The following is an 11,751-nucleotide window of genomic DNA, read 5'->3' as shown; positions in this document are numbered from 1 at the left end:
TATGACCGTCACCCCGGAAGGTCGCCGCCTGCTGCGCCTGGAGGTCCGCAACGCGCAGACCCCGGTCGAACGCAAACCGGCTTGGATGAAGACGCAGCTGCGGACCGGACCCGAATACCGTGAGCTGGCCTCGCTCGTGCAGCGCAACGACCTGCACACGGTGTGTCAGGAAGCGGGCTGCCCCAACATCTTCGAATGCTGGGAAGCCCGCGAGGCGACCTTCCTGATCGGCGGTGACCAATGCACGCGGCGCTGCGATTTCTGCCAGATCGCCACCGGACGCCCCGAGCCGCTGGACCGGGATGAACCCCGGCGGGTGGCCGAATCCGTGGCGCAGATGCAGTTGCGCTACGCGACCGTGACCGGGGTGGCGCGCGACGACCTGACCGACGGCGGCGCGTGGTTGTACGCCGAGACCGTGCGCCAGATCCATGCGGCCTGCCCGGGGACCGGCGTCGAACTGCTCATCCCCGATTTCACCGGTACCCCCGAACAACTCGACGAAGTCTTCGATGCGGCACCGGAAGTCCTTGCGCACAATCTGGAAACCGTGCCGCGGATCTTCCGCCGCATCCGGCCCGGCTTCGACTACGAGCGCTCGCTCGGGGTGATCGAACGGGCCCGCAGCCAAGACCTGATCACGAAGTCGAACCTGATCCTCGGCATGGGGGAGACCATCGAGGAGATCGTGCAGGCCCTGCGGGATCTGCATGCTGCCGGATGCCAGCTGATCACCATCACCCAGTACCTGCGGCCCACGCCGCGGCACCACCCCATCGAACGCTGGGTCACCCCAGACGAGTTCACCGACCTCGACGGCATCGCCCGCGAGATCGGCTTCCTCGGAGTGATGTCCGGCCCGCTGGTGCGTTCGTCCTACCGGGCCGGGCGGCTCTACACCCAGGCACGTACCGCAATCAAACTTTCAAGGAGCCATTCGTGAGTACAGCAGATGTCGTCATCCTCGGCGGCGGCCCCGGCGGGTACGCCGCCGCGATCCGTGCGTCGCAGCTTGGGTTGTCTGTCATCCTGATCGACGAGGCCCAGGTGGGCGGCACCTGCCTGCACCGCGGCTGCATCCCCACCAAGGCGCTGTTGCATGCGGCCGAGGTCGCCGATACTGCCCGCACCGCAGCACAATTCGGGGTCAACGTGGCGTTCCACGGTGTCGACCCGGAGAAGCTGCACGGCTTCAAGAACACCGTGGTGGCACGCCTGCACAAGGGGCTTTCCGGGCTGATCGACACGCTCGGCATCACCGTCGTCAACGGCCGGGGCAGACTGACCGGGCCCACCACCGTCGAGGTCGACGGCACCACCATCACCGGAAAATCGATCGTGCTGGCCACCGGGTCGGCGCCGAAGCTCCCCGGACTCATCGCGCCGTCCGATCGGGTACTCACCAGCGATCAGGCCCTGGAACTGGAGACCATCCCCGAATCGGCGATCATCCTCGGCGGCGGCGTGATCGGCGTCGAATTCGCCAGTCTGTGGGCCTCGTTCGGCACCAAGGTGACCATCGTCGAAGCGCTGCCACGGCTGGTGCCCAATGAGGACGCCGCCATCTCCACCTATCTGGAGCGGTTGTTCCGGCGCCGCCGGATCACCGCCAAAACCGGAGCCCGGCTGACCGCGGTCGCCACCGATCGCGGCGAAGTGCGCGTGACCATGGAGTCCGGCGACGAGTTGTCCGCCGATGTGCTGCTGGTAGCCGTCGGCCGGTCCCCACGTACCGCCGACCTCGGACTCGCCGAGGCCGGGGTGACACTCGACCGCGGGTTCGTGGTGACCGACGACGCACTGCACACGAGCGTGCCGAGCGTGTACGCGATCGGCGACATCGTCGGTGGACTCCAGTTGGCGCACCGGGCGTTTCAGCAGGGCATCTTCGTCGCCGAGCAGATCGCCGGGCGTAACCCCGAGCCCGTCGCGGACCTCGGTATCCCACGGGTCACCTACTGCAACCCCGAGATCGCCTCGGTGGGGCTCACCGAGGAGGCGGCGCGGGAACGCTACGGCGACGGGGTGGAAACCGTCACCTATGACCTGGCCGGCAACGGGCGCAGCCAGATCCTCAAGGCGTCCGGGGCGATCAAGCTCGTTGTCGACCCGGCCGGCACGGTGGCGGGCGTGCACATGATCGGCCACGGCGTTTCGGAGCTGATCGGTGAGGCCCAGATGCTCTACAACCTCGGCGTCAAGGCCGACGAGGCCGCCCGATTCGTCCACGCCCACCCCACGCAGAACGAGGCGTTGGGAGAGGCGCTGATGGCCGTGTCCGGAGCACCACTCCACCTGCACGGGTGACAACCCAGCACCGCGAGCGACCCCAAAAGTACGCAGATTACGGCGTGTTGGCGTACAGACACGGTCGCTCGCGGTGCAAGGGGAAGAGGAAAATCAGCGGCGCTCGGCGAATTCCTCGTCCAGGATCGCCACCAGCCGGTCGACCATCCACTCGGTGAGCATCTTGCCCTTCTCGGCGGTGGCGGCCTCGGGAGACGACAAGACACCGCTGGCGGTGGACATCCGGGTGTCGATCGGCAGCACATCGTGGTTGACGACTCGTTGGGGAGCGTCGGCCTTGATGTGCTCGGGCCGCACCAGGTGCGGCGCATGATGCAGCAGTAGCGAGGTCTCGATCACGGCGGCATGCTCGAGCGCCAGGCCCGGGAAACCGTCCGGCCAGATGGCCTGTTGGCGGTCCGCGGTGAAGTCGGGGTTGGCGTCCTCCATCACCAGGATCTTCAGGTCCGGGTGCTTCTCGGAGATCAGGAATGCGGGCTCGTAGATGAAGCCGCTGTTCTCGTAGTGCCAGTTGTAGAGCACGATGTTGCGGAACCCGGCCCGCTTCAGCTCACTGAGGATGTCCTCGAGCAGCGCGATGTACGTGGTGGCCCGCAGCGACAGGGTGCCCGGGATATGTTGTCCGCCACCGCTACCCGGGCGACTGCGGTATCCGAACGGGACGAACTGCCCGACGACCAGGTCGGTCCGGCGGCTGGCCTCCTCCAGCAGCTTCTCGGGGATGAGCCAGTCGGTGCAGACCGGCAGGTGGTGGCCGTGCTGCTCGGTCGAGCCGATCGGGATGGCGACCGGGATGTCGGCCCGGGCCGCCTCGGCGATCTCCGGCCAGGTCATGTCCCGGTACATGCGGGGTCTCTGTTCAGCCATGTCGAAATTCCTTGTCACTGGTGGGAAACGCCGATGTTGCCGGCGGGAATGCAGCTGGATCGTCCGCCGTCGACGACGAGGTGTGTGCCGACCGCATAGCTGGCCCGGTCGGACAGCAGGAACACCACGGCCTCGGCGATCTCCTGCGGTTCGCCGAACCGTCCGGCGGCGACACTGGCCGCGATTTCGGCGATCTCGGCCTCGGGGTCGGCGCTGTCCTCGAACTCGACCATCAACAAAGGGGTCCGGGTGGTGCCGGGACACACCGAGTTCACCCGGATGCCCCAGGACACCAGTTCCGCTGCGGCGCTGCGGGTCATCGACACGATGGCGCCCTTGGTGGCGGTGTAGGCGACGAAGCCGGGCTGGCCCATGAGCGCCAGTTCTGAGCCGGTGTTGACGATGGCGCCGGCGCCCCGGGGCTGCATGACGCGGGCCGCCTCGCGCAGCACGTAGAACGATCCGGCCACGTTGATCGACATCAGGTCGTCGAGGATCTCGTCGGTCGTCTCGATAAGCGGTGCGACGCGGGATATTCCGGCGTTGTTGAGCACCGCATCAATCGGACCGAGTTGGTCTTCCACTTGTTCGAACGCCGCGCGTACCGCGGCCGAATCCCGCACGTCGACACTGACCGCCAGCGCGCGCCTGCCGTGCTCCTCGACAACGCGGACGGCTTCGGTCAGGTCGTCCTGCGGCCGGGCCAGCACGGCGACGTCGGCCCCTTCGCGGGCCAGGGTGGCGGCGGTGGCCAGCCCGATCCCGGAGGAGGCCCCGCTCACCAGGGCAATGCGGTTTGTCATCTCACCCATGTGCGTGTCCTCTCAGCCATTCGATCTGCTTCTCCAGACCTTTCTCCAGCGCCCATCCCGGTACGTAGCCGAGGTCGCGCTCGGACCGGCTCAGATCGAACCGGACCTGTCGATCCCAGTCGGGCAGGTAGCCCGGACCGATGTCGAAGCGGGCGTCGGGCAGGAACTTCTTCAGCAGGTCGGCGGTCTCGAAGACCGTCATCCGATCGCCGCCCGAGACGAAGTACGCCTGCTGGGTCAGGTTGGCGGTGGTGGACGCCAACCGGGCGGCGGTGGCGACGTCGTCGACGTAGACGAACTGGAACCCGTGGTCACCGCCGGATTCGAGGGTGAAGGTCTCACCGCGCAGGCCGGCCCGGATCATGTCGCCCAGCAGGCTGGGCATCCACAGGCCCGGTCCGTACACCTCGGTGATGCGCAGCGAGACGATTTCCATGTCGTAGAGGGAGTTGTAGGCGCTGCCCAGCAGTTCGCCCGCCACCTTGGTGACGCCGTAGACGGTAGTGGGCGCCGGCTTGACGTCCTCGGTGACGGGTCCGTCCTCGGTGATGTTGCCCAGGGCGCACTCCGAGGAGAAGAACACGATGCGACGCACGCCGGTCATCCGGGCTGCTTCGTAAACCGCAAGCGTGCCATCGGCATTGGCCGCGAAGGTGGTGACCGGCAGTTCGATCGAGATCGCCGGATGACTCTGGCCGGCGGTGTGGATGATGCGGTCCACCTCGTAGGTGCGGAGGGTCTCGGTCAGGCGCGGGATGTCGAACAGCTCGCCGAGGACCGCCACGACTCCGTCCCGGGGGTCGACGGAGTAGTCGCGGTTGTACATGACGACGCGTTCGCCGTCGGCGAGCAACTGGTCCACCACGTGGCGGCCGACGAAGCCGCGGCCGCCGGTGACGAGTGTGGTCATGGCAATCTTCCTCTATCGGGGTAATCGTCTTGTGCTGCAACATGATCAGAGGAGTGTCCGGACGTCGGTGTGACCGTCACGTGTGCTCCTCACTCCTATGTGGACCAGAATGCCTGCCTGTCGGCCCTGCGACAACGGACGTTGTGTCATAGGTTTGAGGGGTTCCATGGGTCATACTGTCGTATGTCCTTGACCGTGAGAGACGTGTTGGCGCACCCGTCGTTGCAGTCGGCGCGTCCTGCCGTGCTCAGCGGTCATGACAGTCTCGAGCACCCGGTGCGTTGGGTCCATTCCACCGATCTCTACGACATCGCGGGCCTGCTGCGCGGTGACGAGGTGCTGTTGACCAACGGTGTGGGCCTGCTCGACGTGGGCGACGCCGGCCGCCGGCTGTACATCCGGCGGTTGGCCGAACGCGGTGTGGCCGGGTTGTTCTTCGAGGTCGGGCGGACATTCGAGCAGGTACCGCCGGAGATGGTCGAGGAGGCGCTGCCGCTGGGATTCCCCGTGGTGGAGCTGGCGCCCACCCTGCGTTTCACCGAGGTGGCCGAGGCGGTGAACAGCGAGCTCATCGACCGGTCGGTTTCGCGGCTGCGCTACGCCGACGAGACTTCGCGCGCACTGTCGGAGGCCCTCGCCCGCGGCGCGACCCTGAACGAGCTGATCGACCAGGTCGCCGCGATGATCGGGACGTCGGCACGGCTGAGCGACTACGCGGGAAGCGTCATGGTCGAGTCCGGGATCGGCGACAGCGCCGGCGGCCCGCGTTCCGAGGTGCCGGTGATGGTCGACGGGACGGCGTGGGGCCGGCTTTCGGTGGATCCCGAAGGTGTACCCGAATTGCTCTGTGCGGCAGTGCTCGACCGGGCGCCGACAGTGCTGGGTCTGTGCCTGATGCGCGAGCAGACCGGCATCGCGGGCACCCTTCGGGCGCAGCAGTTGGTGCTCGATCAGCTGGTGGCGAATCAGGTGAGCGAACACAGCACGCTCGAATCGCGGTTGCGGGCGGCGGGTATCGCGACGGCGGACCAACGCTACGTCTGCGTCGCGATCGATCCGCAGCGCGTCGAATCGGTTGCCTCGGTGGCCGATGCGCTGATGCGTCAGGTCGGCCACGGCATCTTCGGACTCGTCGACGGTCTGCTGTGCGGCGTGCTGGCCATGCCTGCCGGGGTGCCCTCGACGGACGTCCTGGACGCCGTGCGCGAAGCCGCCCGCGTTGCCCGGCTTCCGCGAAACCACCTGTGCGCCACAGCCAGTCGCACTGTCGATGAGATCGGCATGCTGCCCAAGGCCATGGTGGAGGCGCGGGAGACGTTGCGGCTCGGTCAAGGGCTCGGTGAGACCGGACCGGTGATCGGTGCCCAGACGCTCGTGCTGGAGCGGCTGTTGGCCCGCCACGGCGATGCCGATGCCATGCGCCAGTTCGTCGACGACCAGATCGGCGCACTCGAACGCAGCGACGAGGCCAAGGGCAGTGAGTTGGTCCGCACGCTGCAAGTGCTGATCGCGTGCGCGGGCAGCAAGGCCGAGGCCGCCAAGCGCCTGCATATCCGCAGGCAGTCCCTGTACTACCGGCTCGACCAGGTGGCCCGGCTGCTCGAGACCGACCTCGATGAACCTGGGCAGTTGACCACCTTGGCGGTGGCGATCGCGGCCCGTCGGTTACAGAACATGTCTCGTTGAGGTGGCGACTCGGCGGAACTGACAGGACGTTGACAGCGTTTGTGCGCATGCACAAGGTCGGTCCTGCGCTTTGTGCGGATCAATTCTCGCTCCCGAAGGTGTGACGCACGCATCATTGATCGCACAGCAGCCCATCTGATCTGGAGTGCGACTCGTGAACACCCGAGAAATCCATGACGAACCCGACGTACTGATCGTGGGGGCCGGGGCCTCCGGCGGCGTGGCCGCCCTGGAGCTGGCCCAGCAGGGTCTGAAGGTCGTCTGCCTGGAGCAGGGCGGCTGGAACCTGCCCGACGATTTCACCGCAGGCAAGCCGGAGTGGGAGCTCACCCGCCTCAAGCAGTGGAATTCCAGCCCCAACGTGCGGCAGAACTCCGCGGACTATCCGGTCGACAGCACCGAGAGCCCGGTCGAGCCGCTGATGTTCAACGGTGTCGGCGGAAGCACGATCATGTTCTCCGGTCACTGGGTGCGGGCCATGCCATCGGACTTCCGGGTCAAGACCCTCGACGGCGTCGCCGAAGACTGGCCTTTCTCCTACGAGGACCTGCGCCCGTTCTACGACGAGGTCACCCACCACATCGGGGCGTCCGGTCTGGAGGGGGATCCGGCCTACCCGGACCCGCATACCTTTCCGCTGCCGCCGCTGCCGATCGGCAAGTACGGACTGGTGGCCGCCAAGGGAATGGACAAGCTCGGCTGGCACTGGTGGCCCGCGCCCAACGCTATCGCTTCGCGGAAGTACAAGAACCAGGAAGCCTGCCAGCGTTACGGCGCCTGCGAATCCGGTTGCCCTGTGGGCGCCAAGGCCAGCACGGACATCACGCACTGGCGTGACGCCATCAAGCTCGGTGTGCAGCTGGTCACCGGCGCCCGGGTCAGCCGGCTCACGATGAACGACCGCGGCCTGGTGACCGGTGCGGAGTACATCGACCGCAACGGCACGCTGCAACACCAGGCGGCCCGGGTAACGGTGTTGGCGGCCAACGGAATCGGGACGCCCCGCCTCCTGCTGAACTCGGCTCCTGACGGCCTGGCGAACTCTTCGGGCCTGGTCGGCAAGCGGCTGATGACCCACCCTTATGCCTCGGTGTACGGCGCCTACGACGAAGACATGGAGACCTGGCTCGGTCCGGCCGGTCAGGCGCTGCAGTCCCTGCAGTTCTACGAGACCGACACCGACCGGGGATTCGTGCGTGGAGCCAAGTGGAACCTGATGCCGACCGGCGGCCCGCTGGCCCAGACCCTGTGGGAGCCCGGTGACAACTGGCGCGACGGCTTCGGGGCCAACTTCCATCCGCGGCTGCGACGAACGTTCGGCCGTTACACCGAGTGGGGCATCACCACCGAGGATCTGCCCGACGAATCCAACACCGTGACACTGGATCCCGACGTCACCGATTCCGACGGGATCCCGGCGGCCAAGATCCACTACGAGGTCGGCGAGAACTGCCGGCGCATGCTCGACTTCAACGTCGCGCGGGCCGTCGAGGCCCACGAGGCCGCCGGAGCCGTTGAGGTGCACCCGATTCCGGTGGTCCGGCACAGCGCCTGGCATCTGCTGGGCACCACCAAGATGGGGACCGACCCGGCCACCTCCGTCGTCGACGAATGGTGCCGGACGCATGACATCCCGAACCTGTTCATCGTGGACGGCAGCACCATGGTCACCTCGACCGGGATGAATCCCACCGCCACGATCATGGCCGTCGCGCTGCGCTCCATGCGGCATCTCGCCGAAACCCGCTCCAGCATCCCGACTGCATTCTGAGGATCCTCATGCTCAATTCCCAACAGCGCCAAGTGTTCGCCACCCTGGCCGAGACCCTGATCCCGGCCGGTGACAACATGCCGTCGGCCACCACCGCGGAGGTGTCCGGAGTTCTGATCGACCAGGTCCTCGGCTACCGGCCCGACCTCCTCGACGTGCTCACCGCGGCACTGGACTCCAGCGCGGGCAAGGAACCCGAAGCCGCACTCGACAGCCTCTCCGCCGAACAGCCGGAGCAGTTCGAGGCGCTGACCGTGCTGGCCGCGGGAGCCTACTTCCTCAGCCCGGTCGTGAAGGCCGCCATGCCGTACGACGCGGCACCTCGTCCGGCGCGCGACGACATGGACAGCTACGTCGACATGCTCGAGCACGTCGTCGACCGCGGCTTCACGATCCGCTGATCCGCCCGATACCCACCGAACAAGGACTTGTCTCATGCCGCATGACAGTGCCCCGAGGGTCGAGTATCTGACGATCCAGCCAGTACCGGAATCGCAGCGCACCGGAAAGGTGCGGCACCTTTTCTCGTTCTGGTTTACGGTCCAGATCATCCCGCTTGCCGTGGTAACGGGTCTTCTGGGACCGACGATCTTCAAGCTGGACGTGACGTCCACGATCATCGCGATCCTTCTCGGCAGCGTCGTGGGCGCGGTGTTCATGGCCCTGCACTCGGTGCAGGGTTCGGGCCTCGGTGTACCGCAGATGATCCAGGCGCGCGCCCAATTCGGGATGTACGGGTCGCTGCTGGTGATCGTCGTCGTCATTCTCGCGTACGTCGGCTGGATCGTCTCCCTGATGATATTGGCGCAGCAGACCTTGGTCGCGGTCTTCCCATCGCTGAATACCGGTGTGGCGCTTGCGCTCAGTACTTTCCTCACCCTGGTCACCGTGGTGGTCGGCTACCAGCTCATCCTCCGGCTGAACCGGGTGATGGTCTGGCTGTCGGGTCTCGCGCTGGTGTTGACCCTCGGCTATACCGCGGTCGCCGCGGCGCACGGCGGCATCGGTGGCGGCGGCGGCGGTGGCGCCTTCAACTGGACCGGCTTCCTGGGCATGGCGTCGGTTGCCGGGATCTGGCAGCTTTCGTACGCGCCGTACGTCTCGGACTACTCACGCTATCTGCCGTCCTCCACCACGCCCCGTTCCGCGTTCTGGTACACGTACTTCGGCACTCTCCTCGGTGCCGCCGGAGCGATGATCGTCGGTGCTCTCCTCGTCGCGGGCCTGGGAGCCGATGCCCAGCTGGCCAGCCTGTCGCGCATCATGCCCGGCCCGCTGTTCGTGTTCGTGATGCTGGTCTTCTTCTTCGGCGCGATCGACGCCGGCGTGATCAACATGTACGGGTCATCGCTGTGCACCCTGACCTGTATCCAGGCCTTCAGGCTGAAATGGTCGCCGAAGTCCTCGGCCAGGAACACCACGGCGACAGCGATCGCGGTAGTGGTCTTCGTCGCCGCCGTCGGATTCTCCGACGACTTCCTCGTGCAGTACTCCAACTTCATCAGCATCCTGATCTACCTGCTGATTCCGTGGAGCATCGTCAACCTGATCGACTACTACGTAGTGAAGAAGGGGCATTACGACCCGGCCTCGTTCAGCGATCCCAAGAGTGGCTACGGCGCGTTCAACGTCCCGGCCGTGCTCAGCTACTTCCTCGGCTTCGTCGTCCAAATCCCTTTCATGTCAACGGCGTTCTATCAGGGCGCGGTCGCAGGCAAGATCGGTGGCATCGATACGGCGTGGATCGTGGGGACTGTTGCGACGTTCTTCATCTACCTCGGTCTGATCAAGCTGTGGCGGGTACGCCAGGTGACAGAGCTGCAGCCTTCGCTCGCTGCCGAAAGTGCACAGTGATTCCAGTCGCGTGATCGCGACGACTCGATACGGTTGGCATGTGAGCATTACGGTGCGCGAGTTGTTGGACATGCCGCACCTGCAGCTGCGACTGCACTCCGGCAAGGCCGGGCTGGATCGACAGGTGACCTGGACGCACACCTCGGATCTGCCGGAACCATGGCAGTGGGTCAGTGCCGGGGAACTGTTGATGACCAACGGCATGTCGTTCCCGGCTGCCGCTGCCGACCAGGAGAACCTGCTCGAGGAGCTGCATCGCGTGGGTGCCAGTGGGCTCGCGATCGGCGAGGACATGTTCTGCCCCCGCCTCACCCAACGGTTCACCCGCGCCAGTGAGCGACTCGAGTTGCCGGTGGTGTGGATCCGTTACCCGATGCCGTTCGTGGCGATCTCGCGCGCGGTCGCCGAGGCCACCCTGCTCGAACAGTCCCAGCGGCTGATGCGGACGGCACGCATCTATGACGCGTTGCGCCACTCCACGGCAGGGGATGCGGCACGATCACGTATCGCCGATGCGCTGACGAAGGAACTGAAATGCGCGGTGTACGTGTGCGACCGGGTCACCGGGGAGGCGTATCACCCTGACGGCCCGCACCCGCCGGACGACGTGAAGGAGACGGTGCGCACGGCATCGCACGGCACGCTGGCGGCCGGGGCGCGATCGGTCCTCACCGCAGGCGGGGTCGAGGTGCTGGTCGGGGAGGTGCCGACGCACGACGATGCGGTGCTGGCGGTCATCCGCGAAGGCGGCGCCGCACTCGACGGAGTTTTGATACAGCACGCCGCGACCGTCGTCGCGCTGGAGTTGTCCCAGACTCACCTGGCGCTCGAACACACCCGGCGCACGGGTGCCGAGCTGACCGCGCAGCTCATCGACGGGCGGATGGATCAACGGGTGGGGCGTCGTCAGCTGGTGTCCGCCGGGCTGGATCCGGCGACGTCGATGTTCGTCTCGGCCACCTGTGATGACGAACGGCGACTGCGGGATCTACACGTCGCGTTGTGGCGCCGCCGGATTCCCCACGTGTCGGCGTTCCGTTCGGGGGTATCGCATGCGGTGGTGCCGGGAACCGATGCGGCGGTCGAGGCCATCGCCGCCGCACTCGGCCCGACCGCCAGGGTCGGAGCCGGCCGGGTGATCAAAACCGTGGCCCGTTCGGCGGAGTCCGCCCGCGAGGCGACATGGGCACTGGGTGCCGCGCAGCGGACCGGGGATCACGTGGTGCGCTACGGCACCGCGACGTCGTGGGTGGGCATGGGCGGTGTCGAGGATGCCCGGGCCATGGTGGAGCGCTGGCTCGGTCCGCTGATCGAGCATGACGCCCAGCACCGGACCGGCCTGGTCGAGACGCTGGAAGCGTTCCTGGCCAACCAGCGGTCCTGGCAGCGCACAGCGGCCGCGATGAACGTGCATCGGCAGACCGTGCTGTACCGCGTCCACAAGGTGGAGGAGCTCACCGGGGCCCGCCTGTCCGACACCGCCGACATCGCCCAGCTCTGGCTGGCCCTGCAGTCTCGCGACCTGCTGGCCGGCGGCAAATAGG

General features: G+C 66.7%; 10 protein-coding genes. 7 read left to right on the top strand and 3 right to left on the bottom strand.

Features of this window, described 5'->3' with window-relative positions:
- Position 1: 1 nt before the first annotated feature.
- On the top strand, positions 2-943 hold the full coding sequence (lipA, locus tag EH231_RS27695; RefSeq protein ID WP_124713762.1) for a lipoyl synthase: 942 nt from the start codon (positions 2-4) through the stop codon (positions 941-943).
- Positions 940-2,307: a dihydrolipoyl dehydrogenase gene (gene lpdA, locus EH231_RS27690; RefSeq protein WP_124713761.1), complete on the top strand. Its 1,368-nt coding sequence runs from the start codon at positions 940-942 to the stop codon at positions 2,305-2,307. The genes lipA and lpdA overlap by 4 nt, the downstream gene beginning before the upstream one ends.
- A 93-nt stretch (positions 2,308-2,400) precedes the next feature.
- Here lpdA and EH231_RS27685 read toward each other — a convergent pair whose 3' ends face one another.
- The 3 genes from EH231_RS27685 to EH231_RS27675 are packed head-to-tail and all read right to left on the bottom strand — an operon-like array spanning position 2,401 to position 4,896.
- Complete coding sequence (locus EH231_RS27685; protein WP_124713760.1) at positions 2,401-3,174, bottom strand: creatininase; 774 nt, start codon at positions 3,172-3,174, stop codon at positions 2,401-2,403.
- Positions 3,175-3,188: 14 nt separating this feature from the next.
- Positions 3,189-3,986, bottom strand: a complete 798-nt coding sequence (locus EH231_RS27680) for an SDR family NAD(P)-dependent oxidoreductase (protein WP_241177816.1) — start codon at positions 3,984-3,986, stop codon at positions 3,189-3,191.
- A complete protein-coding gene (locus tag EH231_RS27675; protein WP_124713759.1) occupies positions 3,979-4,896 on the bottom strand; it encodes an NAD-dependent epimerase/dehydratase family protein in 918 nt (305 codons plus the stop codon). The genes EH231_RS27680 and EH231_RS27675 overlap by 8 nt, the downstream gene beginning before the upstream one ends.
- A 195-nt stretch (positions 4,897-5,091) precedes the next feature.
- Here EH231_RS27675 and EH231_RS27670 point away from each other — a divergent pair, with 195 nt between their 5' ends.
- The 5 genes from EH231_RS27670 (at position 5,092) to EH231_RS27650 (ending at position 11,750) form a co-directional block, all read left to right on the top strand.
- Positions 5,092-6,582: a PucR family transcriptional regulator gene (locus EH231_RS27670; RefSeq protein WP_241178201.1), complete on the top strand. Its 1,491-nt coding sequence runs from the start codon at positions 5,092-5,094 to the stop codon at positions 6,580-6,582.
- 145 nt (positions 6,583-6,727) lie between these two features.
- A complete protein-coding gene (locus EH231_RS27665) occupies positions 6,728-8,353 on the top strand; it encodes a GMC family oxidoreductase (RefSeq protein WP_124713757.1) in 1,626 nt (541 codons plus the stop codon).
- 8 nt (positions 8,354-8,361) lie between these two features.
- Positions 8,362-8,754 (top strand): hypothetical protein, encoded by a 393-nt coding sequence (locus tag EH231_RS27660; protein ID WP_124713756.1) that lies wholly within the window; start codon positions 8,362-8,364, stop codon positions 8,752-8,754.
- A 34-nt stretch (positions 8,755-8,788) separates the two neighbouring features.
- Positions 8,789-10,207, top strand: coding sequence for a purine-cytosine permease family protein (locus tag EH231_RS27655; protein ID WP_124713755.1), 1,419 nt, complete (start codon positions 8,789-8,791; stop codon positions 10,205-10,207).
- 40 nt (positions 10,208-10,247) lie between these two features.
- Positions 10,248-11,750 (top strand): PucR family transcriptional regulator, encoded by a 1,503-nt coding sequence (locus EH231_RS27650; protein ID WP_124713754.1) that lies wholly within the window; start codon positions 10,248-10,250, stop codon positions 11,748-11,750.
- Position 11,751 lies beyond the last annotated feature (1 nt).

This window comes from Mycolicibacterium nivoides (assembly GCF_003855255.1).
Classification (GTDB): domain Bacteria; phylum Actinomycetota; class Actinomycetes; order Mycobacteriales; family Mycobacteriaceae; genus Mycobacterium; species Mycobacterium nivoides.
The sequence above is the reverse complement of the archived record's forward strand: the minus strand, read 5'-3'. Positions and strand labels throughout refer to the sequence as shown.